Here is a 17,692-nt window from a genome sequence, read left to right as displayed (position 1 = left end):
CGGGCGGAGCCGATCGGGGCCCCGAACGCCGAGCCTGGAATCACTCTCGCGCAGCATCATGATTCAACGACCTCGCCCTCCCCGAACCGGCTCCCGACCCGGCAAGACGACCACCCTGGCGACGCTTCGCGTGCACCCGCGCGTCGGCGACCGGCGCAAGGGCCTGCTGCAGGCCGGCGACGCGGTCATCCCCTGCGCCCTGGGAAGCGGCGGCATCGTGCAGGTGAAGCGCGAGGGCGACGGCGGATCGCCGCGCGGTCGCGTCCGCCTGCGCGGCGGCAGCTATCGGCCCGACCATCTTCCTCGCCCTGCCACCGCCCTCCCCTTACGCCGGACGGCGCCGGGCGACGGCTGGTGCGACGACGTCCGCGACCGCCGCTACAACCGGCCGATCGCCCTGCCCGCGCCGGGCGTGAGCGCGGAACGGATGTGGCGCGACGACGGTCTCTACGACGTGGTGATCGACCTCGACCACAACCGCGGCCCGATCCGCCCCGGCCGCGGCTCGGCGATCTTCCTGCACATCGCCCGGCCGGGCTACACGCCGACGGAGGGTTGCGTCGCGCTCAAGCGCGCCGACCTGCTCCGGCTCCTGCGCCGCCTCGGGCCGCGCACCCGCCTCGTGATCGGGTGATCGCGCGAGGATCGAGACCAGGACCGTCGGCCGCCATGATGCCGTGACACCAGAATCTTTGCCTATCCATGGCTTCTCACCTGGCGTCTGGGCCGATACCCTCCTAGCGCAGATCGCCACCGCCGGAGGATGAGCCGTGCCGGACGAGACCAAGACGCCGGACGAGCCGGACTACGACCGCCTGCTGCGCGCGAATCTCGAACGCATCTTCAACGAACGCGACGGCGCGAAGCGCGAGCGCGCCCTCGATGAGCTCTTCGTCGCCGACCCGGTCATGTACGAGCCGACGACCGTCGTCGTGGGCCGTGCGGCGATCTCCGAGATCGCCGGCAAGCTTCTCGAGCGGTTCGGGCCGGACTTCCGCTTCGCGCCCGATGGCGCCGCGGTCGGGCATCACGGGCTCGGCGTCCTGCGCTGGAAAGGCGGCCCCCGGAACGGGCCGGTCGTCGTCACCGGCGCGGACGTCGCGAACGTCGTCGATGGGCGGATCACCCGCCTCTGGGTCATGCTGGACCCGCCGAAAACCTAGGGGCGCGTCGAGCACCAACGCGCCCGCCAAGGCACGGGGCTTCGCCGGCGTGCGGGGAGCCATCGGCGACGGGCGGTCGACTTCGGACCGCAGGCGGACCGTCGACCGAACCGATCTCTTTCCGGCCGGGACAGACTCTTGAAGCGTCGGCATAACCAGCCCTTCACCGACGCCGGGTCATGATGCGCCATGACCAGCCCCGTCGCCCGAGCCGTCCAGATCCAGGCCGGTGCCCTGTCTCAGTCGATCGGCACCGCCGTCGCGCGTCAGCAGATCGACGCGCAGAAGGCGGTCGCCGCGCTGGTCGCGGAGACGGCGGTTGCCGTTTCGCCCCCGGCGCCGGCCGGTCAGGGACGGGTCGTCGACCGGACGGTGTAGCCGTCACCTGCGCCATGGTCGTAAGCGGCGCCAGCGATCGGGCTCGATGCTTGATCGCGATGTGTCGGACGCCGGCACGCGGTTTCAGCCGGCGGCCGGCACCGCACCCGGTACCGCCTCCCGCCGCGGCGGGCTCAGCGTGAGAATCAGCGCCGAGGCGACGAGGCACAGCGCGCCTGCGGCGAAGAAGGCCGGCAGGTAGCTCTGCAGCTCGGTCCGCGAGAGGCCGGCGCCGAAGGCCGCCGTCGCCGCGCCGAGCTGATGCCCGGCGAAGACCCAGCCGAAGACCACGTTGGCGCGCTCGCGCCCGAAGCGCTGCGCCGCCAGCTTCACCGTCGGCGGCACGGTGGCGATCCAGTCGAGGCCGTAGAACACCGCGAACAGCGACAGCCCGGCGAAGGAGAAATCGGAGAACGGCAGGCACAGGAGCGAGAGCCCGCGCAGGCCGTAGTACCAGAACAGGAGCCAGCGGTTGTCGTAGCGGTCCGACAGCCAGCCCGAGGCGACCGTGCCGACGAAGTCGAACACGCCCATGCCGGCGAGCACGCTCGCCGCCTGGACCGGGCGCAGGCCGTAATCGGCGCAGAGCGGGATGAAGTGGGTCTGGATCAGCCCGTTGGCGCTCGCGCCGCAGATGAAGAAAGTGAGGAACAGCACCCAGAACACCCGCGTCCGCGCGGCCTCGCGAAGCGCCGCGATGGCGCCGACGGCGGGCCCGCGCGGCGGGGCGGCATTCGCCGCCGTCTCGCCGTAGGGCAGCAGGCCGACATCCTCCGGCCGGTCGCGCAGCAACAGGAACACGAAGAGGGCCGCCAGCCCGAGCAGGCTGCAGACCGTGAGCAGGGCGGCGCGCCAGCCGAGCGCCTCGGTCAGCGCGGCGAGGATCGGCAGCACGATCAGCTGGCCGGTGGCCGAGCTCGCGGTGAGCAGCCCGACGACGAGGCCGCGCCGATGCGAGAACCAGCGCGTCGCCACCGTCGCTCCGAGCACCAGCGCGGTCAGCCCGGTGCCCACGCCGACCACGATGCCCCAGAGCAGGATCAGCTGCCAGAGCTGCGTCATCGCGAGCGAGGCCAGCAACCCCGAGGCGATCAGCGCCAATGCCGCCAGCACGATCCGACGCGGGCCGTAGCGGTTCATCAGGGCGGCGGCGAAGGGGCCCATCAACCCGAACAGCACGAGGCGGATCGCCAGCGCCGAGGAGATCGAGGCGGTGTCCCAGCCGAATTCCATCTGCAGCGGCAGGATCAGCACGCCGGGCGCCCCGACCGCGCCGGCCGTGACCAGCATGGTGAGGAAGGTGACCGCGGCCGAGACCCAGCCATAATGCACGCCGCGGCGCGTCAGCGCCCGGGCGAGCGCGCCGGACAGCACAGGGGACGGACTGGCGACCATCATCACACCTTCGAACGATTCGGGGCGCCCACGCCCGAAACAGGCATATGCATGTATTTTGGCGGGACGCCAAGCTCGGATTTCCGGCGAAGCGGCGGACCGAATGGAGCCGGCGCGCGTGCGTCGCTAGTCGCGTCCGGCCATGGCGCCGGCGTTCATCAGCCCGTCCGGGTCGATGGCGGCCTTGACGGTCTCGATCAGGGCGAGCCGGGTCGGGTCGGCGTAGCGGCGGAGCAGGTCGCGCTTGAACCGGCCGATGCCGTACTCGGCGCTGAAGCTGCCGCCGAGATCGATCGCCACCGCGTAGAGGTCGTGCGCGATGCCCGCCTCGACCCGGCGGGTGAAGGCGAGGCGGTCCTCGCCCGCCGGCACCATCAGGTTGTAGTGGACGTTGCCGTCTCCGACATGGCCATAGAAGGACAGGCGCACGCCCGGCATCCGCTCCGCCACCAGCGCATCGCCGCGGGCCAGGAACGCGCCGAGCTGCGAGACCGGCACCGCGATGTCGAGCTTGACCGAGCCGCCGGCCTGCTTCTCGCCCTCGGGGATGGTCTCGCGCACGGTCCACATCGCCCGGCGCTGCGCCTCGGAGCTCGCCAGCACCGCATCGGTGATCCATGCCCGTTCCATCAGGGCTTCGAGGGCCGCCATCAACACGTCGTCGAGCGGGATGTGACGCGACGAGGACGAGAGCTCGAGCAGCACCGCCCCGCCGCCTCCTGTGGCGAAGCCGGTCGCGGCGCCGCGCATCTCGGCGACCAGAGCGAGCGACGAGGCCGAGATCAGCTCGAAGGTCGAGACCAGGTCCGAGGTCTCGCGGCGCAGGAACGCGGCGATCTCCGAAATCGGCGCGCCGGCGGCGAGCTGCAGCCACGCGGTGGCGCGGAAGCTCTGCGCCGGCCACAGCTTCAGTACCACCCCGGTGACGATGCCGAGCGTGCCCTCGGCGCCGACGAAGAGCTGCTTCAGGTCGTAGCCGATGTTATTCTTGCGCAGCCGCTTCATGTCGGAGAGCAGCGACCCGTCCGGCAGGACCGCCTCCAGCCCGAGGACCAGGTCGCGGGTCATGCCGTAGCGCAGCACCTGCAGGCCGCCGGCATTGGTTCCGAGGTTGCCGCCGAGGCGGCAGCTTCCCTCCGCGCCGAGGCTCAGCGGCAGGAGGAGGTCGTGCGCGGCCGCGGCCGCCTGAGCGTCGGCGAGGATCGTCCCGGCATCGCAGGCGAGCGAGAAATCGAGGGGATCGACCGATCGGATCCGCGTCATCCGCTCCAGGCTGACGACCAGCTGCCGTCGTCCGGTTTGCGGCGTCGCCCCGCCGACGTAGCCGGTGTTGCCGCCCTGCGGCACGAGCCCGAAGCCCTCGGCCTTCGCGAGGCGCACGAGCGCCTGCACCTCGGCGACCGACCGCGGCCGCAGCACGGCCGCCGTCTCGCCCTGCATCAGGTCGCGCTGGTCCCGGGTGTAGCGCCCGGTGTCGGAGCCCGTCAGCACCCCACCCTCGCCGAGGAGGCTGCGGAACGGAGCGACGGCATCGGAGAGGGTCATGACAGCTCGCGCGGGTTTCGGACCTCGGGCGCGGACCATGTCGCCCCAACGCCCGGTTGAAAAGCCGCGATCAAGCCTCAGCCGGTCGATCCGCCTCGGACGCATGAGAAAGCGGCAGGGCTCGCACCCCGCCGCTGGATCTCGGCCCTCTGCTCGGGCGCGCCGCCTTTCACCAACGACGGCCCGCGCGTTACGACCGTCGCGATCACGCCGCGGGGAATGACCCAACGGACGACGTCGGCGACGACCTCCAAGCCCGCCAGCCGATCAGCAGCGATTGCCGCCGGCGGTCTGGCCGTACTGCTTCACCGGGAAGTTCTGCTGGTTGGCATTGCCCTCGGCGGCGGAACTCATCCGGCAGGTAGCCGGATTGCGGTCGAACCGCTGATCGAAGCCGTCGAACGAACCCGTCGTCTCGACGTCGTAGGGCGCAAAACCGGTGTAACGCGCCGGACGGTCGTAGGCCATTGCCGACGAGATCGTGGCGACGCCAAGAATAGTAGCGGCGGCGATGGCGGCGATACGGGTCTTCATGGTGGCGTCTCGGCTCCTCTGCAGGACAAACCCCGATCCGGGTCCGTTTCTCTCTGCTTGAGACTGAGATGGTGAGGCACTTACATTTTCGACGTGCCGCCGCGCACGCACCGGCCGGGATTAAAAAGCTTGCCGCAACTACAGCAGATTGCCAGCGTCCCCGTCCTCGTTCGGCAAGATTGCAAGCTTGCGCTTGGGGGCCGGCCGCGAGCGCCGCATCGGCTCCAGGCGACGGCGTGACGTCACCCTGCGGGATCGCATGGTCCTGGCGATCGCTCCAAAGACGTCGAGCCGATCGGGCGCACAGGGTCACTGCTGCGCGAGCGGCAGACATCGATTCGAGCTGAAGTGTTCAGGACCGTTGCGGAGAGCGCAACCAAAATGGTGCCGCTTGAGGGATTCGAACCCCCGACCCCCTCATTACGAAACACGGGTTATAGCTCGCAACAGTTGACAGGACTGCTTACCGGCCGCCAAAAGTACTGACCGCGAGAGGGCTTGCCTACGGGTAACACCTCATCATGCGCGCGGGAGCGAGCGCAGGCATCCGCCGCGCTGCTTACCATGTGCTTACCGGGGCGCGATGCGGCTTACGAACCAGACCGCAGCTGCCGTTGTGCTCCCCGCCGGGCGCGACAAGCTCGTAGTGTTCGACGACGACCTGCCCGGCTTCGGTTTGAGCCTCAGCAAGGGCGGCTCGCGGACCTGGGTCGTGCAGTACCGGAACGCGCTGGGGCAATCGAAGCGTGAGACGCTGGGCAAGGTCGGCGTGCTCACCGCGAGCGATGCGCGCCGCGCCGCCGGCGAACGCCTGGCGCGGGCGAAGCTCGGCGAGGATCCGCACGCCGAGAAGGTGAAAGCCAAGGCGCGCGCGGCGATCACCTTCGGCGCCGGTGTCGAGCCCTATCTGGAGGCGGTCGCGCCGAAACTACGGCCGGCCTATCTCAGCGAGGCGTCCCGCTACCTGCGGACGGTATGGCGGCCCCTGCACCGATTGCCACTCCATTCGGTCGGCCGGCAGCAGATCGCCGATCGCTTGGCTGAGATCCGGCGGGAGACCGGCCCGCACGCGGCGAACCGCGCCCGCTCGGCCCTCTCGGCGCACTTCGCGTGGCTGGTCGGGACCGGGGCGGCCGAGCTCAACCCGGTGATCGGCGTGCCGAAGCCGGCGCCCGAGGTCCGGCGCGCCCGCATCCTCACCGAGGACGAGGTTGCCAAGGTGCTCGGTGCGTGCCGGAACGACGACTTCGGTCGGATCGTGCGGCTGCTGCTGCTGACCGGCCAGCGCCGCGACGAGGTCGCCGGCATGGCGTGGCTCGAGGTCGACCTTGCCGGCGCGCTCTGGTCGCTGCCGGCGCACCGGGTGAAGAACGGGCAGGATCACGACGTCCCGCTGTCGGCCCCTGCCCTGCAGATCCTCACCGCCACCGAGCACATCGAGGGGCGGACTCTCGTCTTCGGTCAAGGCGATGGCGGATTCCAAGGGTTCTCGCGGGCGAAGGCGGCGCTCGACGCGCGCGCGGGCGTGACGGGTTGGAGGCTGCACGACTTGCGGCGAACCGCGGCGACACTGATGGCCGATCGGCTCAAGGTGCTGCCGCACGTGGTCGAGGCCGTCCTGAACCACATCTCGGGTCACAAGGCCGGCGTGGCCGGCATCTACAACCGGGCGGTCTACGCATCGGAGAAGCGCGAAGCCCTAGACCTTCTCGGCGCCTATCTCGCGGGTCTTGAGCCACGCATCCAGGTCGCCCCGGCGGACGCCCAGGCGCCGCTCGCTAAGCCGAAGAAGCGTCGGGCCGCGCCCGTCCTTGCAGATCCGGCGAAGGGTCGCCGTACTTAACCCGACCTCGCGGGCGGCCGCCTGAAACGGCACGACGTGGCGCGCTGCATCAGTCATGACGCCCTCCCCTCCCTGTTCTGATGGGTGTTCGGCGACGGTTTGACCGCCTGCGGCTTATCCATGCAGCCGCGCCTCCTCTGCTGCAGCGATCTCAGTCTCGCGCCGCTTCGCCCGAACGCCATCGATCATCGCCACCTTCGCCGCGTTCCCGTCGCGTTGGGCCTGCCAGTAGACAGCGCCGTAGGTGTCGGTCTCGATGGCGCCGGCCTCGATCGCGCGAATGCGCTTGCCCTTCGCGATGTCGAAATGGACCCACGAAGCGTTACGGTGCTTACCGAACGACAGCGTCGGGTGGCCCTGGATCCACTTCCGATGCACGCCGATGCGGTCGACCATCGCCAGCAGTTCATCGAGGCTGTCGGCCCAGAGGTGGCACATCATCATCCGTCCGAACGGGAAGATGGGCTGATCGACGTAGACGCTCATGCTGCCCTCGCTGCGATGTCGAGCGCGTCGGCCGGCACGAGCGGCTGCCAGCGGATCAGGAAGCCCTCGAAGACGAGGGTGTCGCCTTCCTCCGGCGGGTGCTCCGACCACCAGAAGCGGCGCATGTCGTCTAGGTCGACGAAGCCGTCAGCCTGCGCGAACGCTACCATCGCGCGTGGCCCGATCGGCGCGTGGTCAACCTGGAAGGCCTCCGGGATCCCGCGCTCGGCGAACACGAGGCGCACCGGCTGCACCGCGAGACACACCGGCTCGCCCAACCGCCGGCAGTGCTTCGTCCGCATGCCGGTGAAGAGCTGCAGCTGCTCGCCCGGGCGGGCGTGGCGCTTGCGGTCGGCGCGGATCGTCTGCGCCTTCGTGCCGGCGAGGATCGGCGGACCGAACCGCTTCTTGAAGCTGTAGGCAACCATCAGGCGACGAGCTCCATCTGCTCGGGGCGGACCGTCCATGTGATCTCAGCCAAGGGGGACCTGTCCTTCCCGAGCGTGGGGGTGGTCGCGGCCATGATCTGGCCACCACAGCCACGACGCGCGTTGCTGCGCTGCAACGGACGATTGAGGACGGGGGCTCTACGCTGGCAGCTTCCGCATGGAGGACACGCTCAGCATGGCCAACAAGCACTTCAACCAGGCTCCCACGCACACGACGGCATCGATCCGCTTCGACGGTGAGGTCGTCCCGTGTGCGGTGCTTTCGCTCGCAGGATCCGCCGCCCACGTGCGCGTGTTCACCACCGGCCGCGTTCCCGATGAGATCGCCTTCGTTCAAGACGGCGCGGATCAGCGCGCGCAGGTGGCGCTCCGTAAGCAAGGGCCGCTCGGCCTGGACCTGTGGCTCGATCTTCACGCGGCGCGGGACGCCATCGCGGCGTGACCTAGGTCGGCTCGCGATATCGCGCGGCGACCAGCTACTGTCGCGCGGCACATTGTAGGAGAAGCGCCACGCATCACGCCGCCTCGCTGTTCGGGATGTCGCCGGGGAACGTGTCCTCGTCGCGCGCGTCGGCGTCGGCCGCGGCTGCATCGAGCTCGGGAAGGATCGGCGCGAGCGCGCCGTCCTGCTGCTCCGTCAGGCCTTCTCGGAACCGCGAGAGGGCGACGGTGCCTTCCGTGGCCGCGGTGCGTGCGGCGGCGTAGAGGCGGTCACGGCCGGTAGGCTGGCGGGACTGTTCGGGCTGCTGCTGCGCCGGCACGCCGACCCGCTCGCCGCGCGCCCACGCCGCCAGCGCGGCGCCGTGCGCCTCGCTCAGCTGGTCGCCGTGCTTGAAGATCTCCTGGTGCGCGCCCTCCATCTTCCACGACTTCGGGTCGGACAAATCGATGTAGCCCTTGCGCTCGGCCTCGAGGCGGAACGAGACGGTGACCTCGTAGGGGAACTGCGAGTTGCAGACCGACTTCAGGATGCGTGTCGGCTTCTCGCCGGGGTTCTCGCCCGGCTTTACGGTCTCCTCGCCGCGGATCGAGAAGATGATCGGGATGCGGCGCTGGAGCAGCGCGTAGACCATCTTCTTGTGCGCCGACTTCGGCTTGATCCAGGACGCCATCTTCATGCGCTCCTGCTTGCGGAAGTCGCTGCCGGCCATCCGCTGAAGCTCCTCGGCCTGCCAGTCGAGGACGCCGCCGAGGCCAACCCACTCCATCGAGAAGCTGTCGATCAGAAGGGCGTCGAACCCCTCGGTCTCGGCGGCGAGCGCGACGTCGGCGAAGCGCTCGGGCCGGAACGGCGGGTCCATCACCTTCGCCTTGAAGCCGAAATGATCCTCGGCGACGCGCTTGGTGCGGCCGCCCTCGGTGTCGAGGACCGCGACCCGGCCACTCGGCCCCGCGATGCCGCGCGCGAGGCGGCAGGCGGACCAGGTCTTGCCGGAGTTCGTGCCCCCGGTGAGGGAGACGAACAGGCCCACGCGCTCGCGGGCGGTGTCGGAATCGGCGAAGGTGAAGCTCACGCTGCACTCTCCCAATCGAGGGGACGGTGCGGGCTCGTCGCGATGTCGTAGGCGACGCCGGCGAGCTGCGGGTCGATCTCCTCGCGCGCGGACCAGCGGTTTGCCGCCCATTCGGGGAAGTCGACGCGGACGATCTGGGCGGGGTAGCCGGGCCACTCGCCGGATACGGTGCAGCGGTTCCACAGGTGGATCGCGGCATCGACCTTCCGGGCACCGACCGTCATGCCGACGTTGTCCGCCTCGGCGACGGTCAGGCCGTGCGGGAACTCGTTCTCGACGAAGATCCAGCGGAAGCGGATGCGGCCGGCGAGATGCGGCAGTAGCGCTTCGAGGACGCGGACGTAGAGCGCGGCCTGGACCTCCATGCCCATGCCCTCGATGCGGCGCCCGAGGCCCTGCGGCGCGGCCGACTGCTCGCCGGTCTTCACGTCCCAGATGATGGCGTGCGTGTCGTGGATCTCGATGCGGTCCATCATGATCCGCAGCCACGCGCCGGACCGGTCCTGGGCGATCGCTACGACCTCGGCGGGGGCGCCCGCGAAGCCATCGCAACCGTCGATCCTGGCGACGCCCCCCCGCACTTTCTCGGCGAGCAGCTCGGCCTTCTCCAAATCGGGCCGCAGGATCGGCGCGAGCTCGTCGGCGTAGGCCGCGGCGCGCTCCGTCTTCGCGTAGGCGGTGCGATAGTCGTCGGCGTCGATGACGACGAGGTCGACGCCCTGGCCGAGGATCAGCTTGTGAGCGGCCGTCCCGATTTCCTTCGGGCGCGTCGCGTCGGGCTCGTCGCCGGCAATCTTCCCGAGGCGGGGATGCTCGGCGAATGCGTGGTGCGGGCTGTTCGAGACGATCAACTTGGCGATCGACGAAGACAGCGACGGCTTCGGGGCCGGGTCGGCGTGGTAGACGGCGGCCGGCATTCGGTAGAGGCCTGGGCGCGTCACGCGGCCCTCGCGGTGGTCGATGATCTTCATGGTGGCTACTCCGCTGCGTCGGGAAGGCGACCGCCGCGGTTCATCCGCTCGGCCTGCTGGCGGCTCTCGGCTTCGACGGCGGCCCCGTGGTGCGGGTCGAAGCGGTCTGCGAGGGCGGGCTCGGGGACGCCGCAGCGTGCGTTGAGACCGGCTGCCATCTCCTCGGCGAGGAGCATGCGAACCTTCAGCGGCGGTCCCGGCAGCGCCTGCCCGGCCAGCTGATTGTCCGCGTCAACGACCGTCGGCTCGATGGCCGATCGGACCGAGAAGGGCGGCCGGAAATGGAGGGTCAGATCCTTCCGGCCGTGGGCCGCGGTGAGATTGGCGCGGGTGTAGGGGCTCATGGGCGCACCTCGGCGGCGTGAGAGATCAGGACGTTGCCGCCCGCGATCCCGGCCGGCTCGAGCAGGCCGGCGGCGCGAAGGGCGGCGAAGTGGCGGGGAGAGGCGCCATCGAGGTCGGCGTCGGCGAGGGTGACGCCGCGCCAGAGCGAACCGTCGGCGCGGTGCTCGGGCTCGCCCCGGGCATTGGCGCGGAGAGCGCCGAGCAGGTGGACTTGCAGGTCGGTGAGGCCGGCGCGCATGACCGCGCGGACCGTGGCGAAGGCGGCGGGATCGAAGGGGGACAGGTTCACGGCCGCACCATCGCGAGCAGCGCGGTGCGCTCGCCCTCAGGCAGGTGGCGGAAGGCGAGCAGCAGGTCGCGCTCGTCGGCGGTGTCGGCGATGACCGGCGCCGACACATCGAAGTCGGCCGGGTCGAGCCCGTAGAGGGCGACGAGTTGCGCCACCACGGCATCGGGGATCGGCTGGCGGCCGTGCTCCCACGCGGACAGGACGCGCGGCTGCACCTTCAGCGAGGCGGCCGCATCGTTCTGCGGGATGCCCTTGCGCTGGCGGACGCCGGCGAAGAACTCGCCGATCGCCTGCCGATACGGCTGCTCGCTCTCGGCGGTACGGGCGGCCGGGCGGTTGCGGGCGCCGTAGCGGCTGAGGAGGCGAGCCGCGTGCGGATCGCGCAGGCAAGCGGCCTCGGACGGGCCGCGGGGGTCGAGGTTGCGGAAGGGCCTCACGACCGGCGCTCCCGGATGGCGCGGTTCTCGGCGCTGATCCGCTCGGCCAGCTCGGCGTACCGCTCGTAGGCGTTGGCCAGGTAGTAGGCCGCCTCGTCGGTGAGCATGGCCCAGCCGAAGTCGCGGAAGAGGTCGCTCATCAGGTCGAGGTCGAGCGTCCGGTTCGCACCGTGGTGCTCGCCGATCGTCGCGATGTCCCTGTCACGCTCGGTCGCTGGCACGAGGCGGCACGCGAGTCCGGTGGTCTCGGCGATGCTCGGCAGAGGCGGGATGGGCGTGTGCTGGTTCATGCGAGGAAGCCCTTCAGGTTGGGGCTGCGGTCACGGGCGGGGGTGAGGTCGGAGCCGGCGAGCGCGTCGCGGCGGGCCCCGGCCCAGCGGCCGGCGTGCTCGGACATCGCCGCGGCCGCGGCGGCGAACGCCGGGCTCGGCCCGTGCTCGGCCATCGCGACGGCGCGGTCGGCCTCGGCGAGGCGGTAGGCGGCCTCCCGGGCGCGGCAGCCGGCGCGGAAGCGCTCGGTCGAGAGGCGGAGGTCGTCGGGCAGCGCCGGCGCGCTGATCGTGGCGTCGGACGGGGTGCGGAGCTTGGGGACGGCCATGTCAGCGGCCCTCCATCATGCGGTCATCGCGGTCGGCCTCCGCACGGCGCTCCGCGGCGTGGTCACGGTCGCTCGCGTCCTGCTCGTGAGCGTCCTCGACGAGGCACTCCAACAGGCCCTCGTCGGCTTGGCAGAGAGCCGTCACCCACGGAGCGATCGAGGCGACGTCGGCCCCGGCGTCCGTGACGCGAACGTCGGTGATCTCGGCGCTGGCGCCATAGGGAGGCTCGTCCCGCGAGCCGCTGAAGCCGGGGGTGAACTCGTAGGTGATGAGCAGCGACAGCTCGCACTCACCGCCGTGTGCCAGCGACAGGTCGATGCTGGTCTTGAAGGTGCGGGGCCGGGCCATCAGCGGTCCCACCCAATGAAGAACCGGACGCCCTCGTAGCCGAGGCCGAGGACGGTGAAGGCAACGGTGGCGACGAGCGCGGCCACCTGCATGTCGGAGAGGGCGGCCATGATCAGGCGGCCTCGGCGAGCGCGGCGTCGGCCTCGGCGCGGAGCGCGGCCAAGACGCGGACCTTGTCGGCCTTGGGCAGGTACCGGAAGTTCGTCCAGAGATGGTCGCTGATCTCGGCCGTGGAGCACAGGCCGCAGATGGTCATGATGTCCTGCTCGGCGTAGCGCGAGCAGTTCTGGACCATCGTTAGGACGCGGAGGAGCGCCTGGCGGGTCGGGGTGAACGCGGCCTCGAGCGTGGCGATGGCGGCGTCGGGGGTGACGGTGCCGTGTTCGCTGGCGTGGCGTTCGGCGGCCGCGTGGTTGTCGGCGATGATCTCGGAAGGGGTCGGAAGGTTGGGCACCGGAGGGCTCCACCGCGAGAGGCGATGGAGGGATCATTGTGTGGAAATATCCCCGCGTCAAGCGTTAAGTGGAAATTTCCTCATGCAGCAGCGTGGAAAACGTTCTCGTCTTGTCCCCGCTGTCCACAGCCTGGCCCGGAAACAGAAAAGCCCCGCGCTGGGCGGGGCTCACTGTGGGGCTGATCGAAGCCTTAGTTGCAGAGCTTAGTGTTTCTGCATCCGCCATCGTCCCTGGCGAGCGATCGTGTCGCAGATGCGATTTCCGACAAGAAGTTTTCAGCTTGCGATTGCGCGTAGGCTGGCCTGACCCATTGAACGGCGGCATTAGCCCATAGGCCGGAAGCAATAGCGGCCAGCATTATCTTCGTGAACATATTATCCCTTTCATATTAACAGCGGGTCACGCGACAGATCACCCGACCGACAACATGAAGGTCGCCCACCATGATCTCGTCCGTCTTGTGGTGCGCGTTATCCGAGATGATGCGCAGTCGCAGCGGAGAGCTGCCCTTGATGATCTCCAAGCGCTTCACCGAAATGCCGATGCCGTCGAAGATCGCGTAGAGGCCGTCTGGAGACGGCGCGGTCTGCGAGCGGTTGATCATCACCCGGTCGCCGGGCAGGAGCGTTGGCACCATTGAATCGCCGTCCACTGCGATGAAGTCGACCTCACCTTCGCGGGCGCGAAGCTCGGTGTGGAGATACGGGACTGGGACGCGCCACACGTCGCGGACGCCATCGAGCACGTCGCCGTTCACCCGGATCTCGTTCGCTTGGCCGCCTTGGCCGAGGCCTGCGATCACGTTGCGCTCCGGCACTTCGCCCGGCGCGAGCTTTCCGCCCTGGATGCGGGAGGCGATCTCCAAGCCCTCACGATCGTCCGTAAACTCGGGGTCTGGTTCGAACTCCTCGCCAATTGGCACGCGCCGCAGCTCATCCATCGTTAGCCCCTTCATCAAGCCGCCTGGCTCGAGCTGATAGTGCCGTTCGATCTTCAGCGTCTCGGCAGCGCCAAGCGTGTCCTTCCTGCCGTTGAGGAAGTCGCGAATGTACCCGCCGCCCCGGCCGATCTTTTTTGCAAGGCTCGTCGCATCGTACTGCGGGTCGGCCTCAATCAGCTTGGAAAGCAAAGCTCGCACGGTCTGGGGCTCATGGGGAGTCATGCGGGGAATAATCCTCGCAGTGCGTGGGGATTGCGACGTGTAAATTTACACTTGCGTCATGTGGAAATCTCCCCATTATGCGGGTCATGGAAGAGACCCTGCGTCAGCACCTCAGCGAATGCGCCGCCGCCTTCGAGGCCGCGACCGGCACAAAGCCGAGCGTTGTCAGCAGGCGCGCCCTTCAGGACAGCCGCTACCTGGAGCGCGTGATCGGAGGTGAAGGCTTCACTGTCCGGACCTTCGACCGGCTGGTTCAGTACCTCTCCGACAACTGGCCGTCCGAGGCGGACGACACGTGGCCAACGGGTGTGCCGCGGCCACCGAAAACACCCATCGCCGCCAATGTCGATGCCGCTGCTCAACCCGAGGTCGCCGCGTGACCCGCCCCCGCGCGCTCACCGCGCGCGGCGTGGCGCTCAGCATCCTGCTCGTCCTCGCCAGCTGCACCGATCCCGACGGGTCGCGCGATGTTCTCGAGGCCGCCGGCTACTCCGAAGTCCGCATCGTCGAGCGCCCGCATTGGTGGACCTCGAATTGCGGCGAGCGCGACACCTACGCGACGCCGTTCACCGCCGAGGGCCCGACAGGCATCCCGGTTGAGGGCGTCGTCTGCTCGCAGGGCCGCTACGGGAAGGGCGCCACGATCCGCATCACGCGGGTGAACCGTCCTGCTCGCGCGACCGGGCTCCCGCTGATGCCGGGGAGCGCGGTGCGATGAGCAAGCCGTGCCTCCACTGCGCGATCCGCGACACGGTGGCGAAGTTCGTCCGCCGGCACATGACCCAAAAGGTGGACGGGAAAGACGCCGTCGACCTCTGCGCCGTGGTCGAGGGCTTGGCGGTCGCCCTCGGCGAGGCGATCACCAAGGCGCCGGACATCCACCGCACCGCGCTGCTGCACGATGCGAACGTGCACATGCACGCGGTCGTGGACTCGTGCGGCCCCACTACCGGTGCGCGGTGCCACTGATGCGCGCGCCCCTCCCCCATTCCGAGATCCGCACCACCAATGGCCTGGCCGGCCGGGTGCGGCGGGACGCCTGCGCTGCCGAACCCATCGTCACAGCAGGCGTCCCAACCCTTTCACCGCGTATCCCGGCCTCCGACCAGCGTCAGGAGGGTCAGCCGGCCCATCCGGTGGCGGCCCCCTCCGACCTGGGGCTCACCACGATGCAGTCGGCCGATGGGGCGCAGAGCGCTCACCTCACCCAATGCGCCTATGCCGTCGAGACGGTCATGCCGGTGCTGCGCGAGCGCGATGCCGCCCATCAGGCTCGTTGCCTGGAGATGGGGCCGCGCGCCGTCCATGCGCTCCAACGGGCGAAAGCCTTCCATGTCGCTGTTTCCAATCTCGCGGCGGTGGGCGAGCTTGCCGAACGTCTGGCGCTCTACCCTGATCTGCTGACCGTGCTCCAACATTTGGAGCGTGGCGACTCGGTTCGCATCGCGGTCACCGCGAATTCGTGCGGCACCGTTACTGAATTCGTGGGCGGGGGCGACGTCGTTGCCTTCGCTCCCGTCGAGCGGGTGGCCTGAGATGGCGCCCTGGCTCGCTGTCCTCTTCGCCGCGCTCTCGGCGCTGGGCCTTGCCTTTGCCGGCCTGTCCGGTTCGCTGCGCGCGCTCGTCTTCGGCCTTGCCGACGCCCTGCTCGCCCTCGGCTTCTTCGCCGGCGGGGTGCTGCCATGGTGACCCTTTCCCATCGCGCCGGGCTCACCGGCCGATCGCGCGCCCGTTCGTTCCGACCTGTCGTCGGGCGCGCGTCCCCCTCTCTGAACGAGGTTGCCGTGATGGGCGATCAGGCGCGCCAACGCCTGTCGACCCATGCGGGCAGCCTTCTCTCTCGGCGTGATCGTCTGTGCTTCCCGGCCGTCGAACCCGCCCATGTGCGTACCGTGTTCCCCGTCAACCTCCCGCTGCATGTCTGCCTCTCCTGTCCGTATTCGCAAGAAAACACGGATGGGTTTGCTCATGTGCAAAAGGTCTTTGCGGAAATCGCAAATGTCTAACGCGGACATCTCGCGCGCGCAGTCCTTCACCGACGAGCTTCTTCGGTGGGAGATCCGCGGCCCCGGGGACACCGCGAACGCCATGCGGCGCATCGCGACGCGCTCCGCCCTCCCCTTCGCGAAGCTCTGGGCGCTCCGGTACCGGCCGCCGAAGGAGATCGCCTCCCACGTCCTCGCCCGCATCGAAGCCGCCCACGCTGCCGAGCTGCAGCGGCAACTGAGGAAGCTCGCCCATGACGTCCAGGTCACCGCCGCCGTTGCCGGCCCTGCGCACCGTGCTGTTCGCGCGGGTGAGGCTCTTCTTCGCGCGGCAGACGGCGGCCCTGAAGGCGCGGGTGCGGGCGTGGCGGACGCGGATCTGGGCTCGAACCGGCGGCCGGACCGCAAACGAGACCCGGGACTGAACGACCTGCCGCTGTGGCGGGCGCTGAACGAGGGAGAGTGACCGTGGTTGATGGTGGCGAGCAGCTGCGCGGGTTCGCAGCGAACGAAGCGCTGAAGCAAGGCGTGGCGCCGTTCGGCGACGCGATCCAGGCCCTGAAGGCCGGCCTTCGCGTTGCCCGCTCCGGTTGGAACGGCAAGGGCATGTGGCTCTCGCTGGTCACGACCTGGAGCGGAAACGTCGGCCCGGCTCCCGACCAGTATGCCCTGCTGCCCTTCATCTGCATGCGCACCGTCCAGGCTGACTTCGTCCCCTGGCTCGCCTCGCAGACGGACATGCTCGCCGACGACTGGATGGTCGTCCCCGCCGCCTGATCCCGCCACCACCGGGCGGCGCGCGGCGTCGCTCGGCTCACCCTCCAGGAGCACGAGCATGGGCCACTACACGAAGAAGCCGGTCACGATCGAAGCCTTCCGCTGGACCGGCGGTCCGGAGCAGGGCGAGGATCCGGTCTGGGCCAGCGACGCGGTCCGCGATGGCGTGATCCAGTTCGTCGAGGCTGGCTTCATGGCCATCCAGACGACGGAAGGCCTGGTGAACGCCTCGCCGGGCGATTGGGTGATCCGCGGCGTCGAGGGCGAGATCTACCCGTGCCGGGACTCGGTGTTCCAGGCGACCTATGCCGTCGCCTCTGCTGCTCCCGACGGTAGTGGCACGCCGGCCATCACCCGCGGTGAGGCGGACGCCATCGTCGAGGCCTCCACCGCTCCGCGCGTCACCGCGGACGCGATCAAGGCCAAGATCGCCAGCGCCGACTTCTTCCGCTCTGGCGTGCTGACGATCTGCATCATCGAGATGGTGAGCGGCTTCACCTTCGTCGGCAAGTCGGCCTGCGTCTCGGTGGAGAACTACGACCAGGCCGCCGGCGAGCGCTACTCCTACGACGACGCATTCCGGCAGATCTGGGCCTTCGAGGCCTACCTGCTGCGCGAGCAGCTGTCGGCGGCCACCGATCGGGTCGCCTGACCGATGGCCCCCTTCGCCCCGAACTACGAGACCGTGAAGCGCGTCGAGGCGTACCCGATCGCCGCTGTCGGCCCGACGTGGGTCACGGTCGATCTGCCGAACGGCGGCCAACGCTCGGTGCCGGTGACGGAGGCCTTCTCGGCGCGCCCGCCCGCGGTCGGCGACATGCTCGTCCGGTACGTCGACGGCTACCTCTCGCACTGCCCGGCCGACGTCTTCTTCCGGGACGCGATGCCGCTCGACGCGAACCTCGTCGAGCCCGCCCGCGCGCCGGCCCGAACGCCCGTCGTCGAGGAACCGCTGGTGCCCCGGCGCGACGTCGGCCTGCCGCACGGCCGCCCGCACCCCTGACCTTCCCCCGTCAC

At 69.7% G+C, this 17,692-nt stretch carries 30 protein-coding genes; 15 read left to right on the top strand and 15 right to left on the bottom strand.

Annotation, left to right across the window (positions count from 1 at the left end):
* Positions 1-58: 58 nt before the first annotated feature.
* From MKK70_RS21520 to MKK70_RS21510, 3 genes are all read left to right on the top strand, one after another.
* Complete coding sequence (locus MKK70_RS21520; protein ID WP_243935198.1) at positions 59-634, top strand: L,D-transpeptidase; 576 nt, start codon at positions 59-61, stop codon at positions 632-634.
* A 136-nt stretch (positions 635-770) separates the two neighbouring features.
* Positions 771-1,163, top strand: coding sequence for a nuclear transport factor 2 family protein (locus tag MKK70_RS21515; RefSeq protein WP_243949794.1), 393 nt, complete (start codon positions 771-773; stop codon positions 1,161-1,163).
* Between the two features lie 189 nt (positions 1,164-1,352).
* Positions 1,353-1,541 carry a hypothetical protein gene (locus tag MKK70_RS21510; RefSeq protein WP_243949793.1) on the top strand — a complete coding sequence of 63 codons (189 nt, stop codon included), beginning with the start codon at positions 1,353-1,355 and terminating at the stop codon, positions 1,539-1,541.
* Between the two features lie 84 nt (positions 1,542-1,625).
* On the opposite strand, the gene MKK70_RS21505 is transcribed toward MKK70_RS21510, so the two are convergent.
* The 3 genes from MKK70_RS21505 to MKK70_RS21495 all read right to left on the bottom strand — a co-directional run bounded on the left by MKK70_RS21505 (position 1,626) and on the right by MKK70_RS21495 (position 5,015).
* The gene (locus tag MKK70_RS21505; protein ID WP_243949875.1) at positions 1,626-2,915 is read right to left on the bottom strand and encodes an MFS transporter; all 1,290 of its coding nucleotides are present in this window, start codon (positions 2,913-2,915) and stop codon (positions 1,626-1,628) included.
* A gap of 147 nt (positions 2,916-3,062) precedes the next feature.
* Positions 3,063-4,481, bottom strand: a complete 1,419-nt coding sequence (locus tag MKK70_RS21500) for an FAD-binding oxidoreductase (RefSeq protein ID WP_243949792.1) — start codon at positions 4,479-4,481, stop codon at positions 3,063-3,065.
* 267 nt (positions 4,482-4,748) lie between these two features.
* Positions 4,749-5,015, bottom strand: a complete 267-nt coding sequence (locus tag MKK70_RS21495; protein ID WP_147725674.1) for a hypothetical protein — start codon at positions 5,013-5,015, stop codon at positions 4,749-4,751.
* 583 nt (positions 5,016-5,598) lie between these two features.
* Between MKK70_RS21495 and MKK70_RS21490 the strand changes: the two genes are divergently transcribed.
* Positions 5,599-6,858, top strand: a complete 1,260-nt coding sequence (locus MKK70_RS21490) for a tyrosine-type recombinase/integrase (protein WP_243949791.1) — start codon at positions 5,599-5,601, stop codon at positions 6,856-6,858.
* 114 nt (positions 6,859-6,972) lie between these two features.
* Here the strand turns inward: MKK70_RS21490 and MKK70_RS21485 are convergent, their stop codons facing one another.
* Together MKK70_RS21485 and MKK70_RS21480 are read right to left on the bottom strand one after the other, a co-directional pair.
* Positions 6,973-7,344 (bottom strand): DUF4031 domain-containing protein, encoded by a 372-nt coding sequence (locus MKK70_RS21485; RefSeq protein WP_243949790.1) that lies wholly within the window; start codon positions 7,342-7,344, stop codon positions 6,973-6,975.
* Positions 7,341-7,772 (bottom strand): hypothetical protein, encoded by a 432-nt coding sequence (locus tag MKK70_RS21480; RefSeq protein ID WP_243949789.1) that lies wholly within the window; start codon positions 7,770-7,772, stop codon positions 7,341-7,343. Before MKK70_RS21480 ends, MKK70_RS21485 begins: the two co-directional genes overlap by 4 nt.
* A 196-nt stretch (positions 7,773-7,968) precedes the next feature.
* Between MKK70_RS21480 and MKK70_RS21475 the strand changes: the two genes are divergently transcribed.
* Positions 7,969-8,235, top strand: coding sequence for a hypothetical protein (locus MKK70_RS21475; protein WP_243949787.1), 267 nt, complete (start codon positions 7,969-7,971; stop codon positions 8,233-8,235).
* Positions 8,236-8,308: 73 nt separating this feature from the next.
* Here the strand turns inward: MKK70_RS21475 and MKK70_RS21470 are convergent, their stop codons facing one another.
* From MKK70_RS21470 to MKK70_RS21425, 10 genes are all read right to left on the bottom strand, one after another.
* Entirely contained in the window at positions 8,309-9,307 is a 999-nt protein-coding gene (locus MKK70_RS21470) for an ATP-binding protein (protein WP_243949786.1), read from the bottom strand.
* On the bottom strand, positions 9,304-10,278 hold the full coding sequence (locus MKK70_RS21465) for a PD-(D/E)XK nuclease family protein (protein WP_243949784.1): 975 nt from the start codon (positions 10,276-10,278) through the stop codon (positions 9,304-9,306). The genes MKK70_RS21470 and MKK70_RS21465 overlap by 4 nt, the downstream gene beginning before the upstream one ends.
* Positions 10,279-10,283: 5 nt before the next feature.
* Positions 10,284-10,622 (bottom strand): hypothetical protein, encoded by a 339-nt coding sequence (locus MKK70_RS21460; RefSeq protein WP_243949783.1) that lies wholly within the window; start codon positions 10,620-10,622, stop codon positions 10,284-10,286.
* Entirely contained in the window at positions 10,619-10,912 is a 294-nt protein-coding gene (locus MKK70_RS21455) for a hypothetical protein (RefSeq protein WP_243949781.1), read from the bottom strand. The genes MKK70_RS21460 and MKK70_RS21455 overlap by 4 nt, the downstream gene beginning before the upstream one ends.
* Complete coding sequence (locus tag MKK70_RS21450) at positions 10,909-11,349, bottom strand: helix-turn-helix domain-containing protein (RefSeq protein ID WP_243949779.1); 441 nt, start codon at positions 11,347-11,349, stop codon at positions 10,909-10,911. Before MKK70_RS21450 ends, MKK70_RS21455 begins: the two co-directional genes overlap by 4 nt.
* Positions 11,346-11,639 carry a hypothetical protein gene (locus MKK70_RS21445; RefSeq protein WP_243949777.1) on the bottom strand — a complete coding sequence of 98 codons (294 nt, stop codon included), beginning with the start codon at positions 11,637-11,639 and terminating at the stop codon, positions 11,346-11,348. Before MKK70_RS21445 ends, MKK70_RS21450 begins: the two co-directional genes overlap by 4 nt.
* Positions 11,636-11,947, bottom strand: coding sequence for a hypothetical protein (locus tag MKK70_RS21440; protein WP_243949775.1), 312 nt, complete (start codon positions 11,945-11,947; stop codon positions 11,636-11,638). Before MKK70_RS21440 ends, MKK70_RS21445 begins: the two co-directional genes overlap by 4 nt.
* 1 nt (position 11,948) lies before the next feature.
* Positions 11,949-12,296 carry a hypothetical protein gene (locus MKK70_RS21435; RefSeq protein WP_243949773.1) on the bottom strand — a complete coding sequence of 116 codons (348 nt, stop codon included), beginning with the start codon at positions 12,294-12,296 and terminating at the stop codon, positions 11,949-11,951.
* A gap of 112 nt (positions 12,297-12,408) precedes the next feature.
* Positions 12,409-12,750: a hypothetical protein gene (locus MKK70_RS21430; protein ID WP_243949771.1), complete on the bottom strand. Its 342-nt coding sequence runs from the start codon at positions 12,748-12,750 to the stop codon at positions 12,409-12,411.
* A gap of 389 nt (positions 12,751-13,139) precedes the next feature.
* Complete coding sequence (locus MKK70_RS21425; protein ID WP_243949770.1) at positions 13,140-13,913, bottom strand: helix-turn-helix transcriptional regulator; 774 nt, start codon at positions 13,911-13,913, stop codon at positions 13,140-13,142.
* 86 nt (positions 13,914-13,999) lie between these two features.
* Between MKK70_RS21425 and MKK70_RS21420 the strand changes: the two genes are divergently transcribed.
* The 10 genes from MKK70_RS21420 to MKK70_RS21375 are packed head-to-tail and all read left to right on the top strand — an operon-like array spanning position 14,000 to position 17,678.
* On the top strand, positions 14,000-14,293 hold the full coding sequence (locus MKK70_RS21420; protein WP_243949769.1) for a hypothetical protein: 294 nt from the start codon (positions 14,000-14,002) through the stop codon (positions 14,291-14,293).
* Entirely contained in the window at positions 14,290-14,631 is a 342-nt protein-coding gene (locus MKK70_RS21415) for a hypothetical protein (RefSeq protein WP_243949768.1), read from the top strand. The genes MKK70_RS21420 and MKK70_RS21415 overlap by 4 nt, the downstream gene beginning before the upstream one ends.
* The gene (locus MKK70_RS21410) at positions 14,628-14,882 is read left to right on the top strand and encodes a hypothetical protein (protein ID WP_243949767.1); all 255 of its coding nucleotides are present in this window, start codon (positions 14,628-14,630) and stop codon (positions 14,880-14,882) included. The genes MKK70_RS21415 and MKK70_RS21410 overlap by 4 nt, the downstream gene beginning before the upstream one ends.
* On the top strand, positions 14,882-15,448 hold the full coding sequence (locus tag MKK70_RS21405; RefSeq protein WP_243949766.1) for a hypothetical protein: 567 nt from the start codon (positions 14,882-14,884) through the stop codon (positions 15,446-15,448). Before MKK70_RS21410 ends, MKK70_RS21405 begins: the two co-directional genes overlap by 1 nt.
* Position 15,449: 1 nt before the next feature.
* On the top strand, positions 15,450-15,602 hold the full coding sequence (locus MKK70_RS21400) for a hypothetical protein (protein WP_243949765.1): 153 nt from the start codon (positions 15,450-15,452) through the stop codon (positions 15,600-15,602).
* The gene (locus MKK70_RS21395) at positions 15,596-15,919 is read left to right on the top strand and encodes a hypothetical protein (protein WP_243949763.1); all 324 of its coding nucleotides are present in this window, start codon (positions 15,596-15,598) and stop codon (positions 15,917-15,919) included. The genes MKK70_RS21400 and MKK70_RS21395 overlap by 7 nt, the downstream gene beginning before the upstream one ends.
* Entirely contained in the window at positions 15,912-16,364 is a 453-nt protein-coding gene (locus MKK70_RS21390) for a hypothetical protein (protein WP_243949762.1), read from the top strand. Before MKK70_RS21395 ends, MKK70_RS21390 begins: the two co-directional genes overlap by 8 nt.
* A 2-nt stretch (positions 16,365-16,366) precedes the next feature.
* Positions 16,367-16,675 (top strand): DUF2829 domain-containing protein, encoded by a 309-nt coding sequence (locus tag MKK70_RS21385; RefSeq protein ID WP_243949761.1) that lies wholly within the window; start codon positions 16,367-16,369, stop codon positions 16,673-16,675.
* 58 nt (positions 16,676-16,733) lie between these two features.
* Entirely contained in the window at positions 16,734-17,327 is a 594-nt protein-coding gene (locus MKK70_RS21380; RefSeq protein WP_243949760.1) for a Gp49 family protein, read from the top strand.
* Between the two features lie 3 nt (positions 17,328-17,330).
* Positions 17,331-17,678, top strand: a complete 348-nt coding sequence (locus MKK70_RS21375) for a hypothetical protein (protein WP_243949759.1) — start codon at positions 17,331-17,333, stop codon at positions 17,676-17,678.
* Positions 17,679-17,692 lie beyond the last annotated feature (14 nt).

Origin of the sequence: Methylobacterium sp. E-041 (assembly GCF_022829665.1) — a bacterium.
GTDB lineage: Bacteria > Pseudomonadota > Alphaproteobacteria > Rhizobiales > Beijerinckiaceae > Methylobacterium.
Note: the sequence above shows the minus strand (reverse complement) of the source record. Positions and strands in the feature narration are given on the sequence as shown.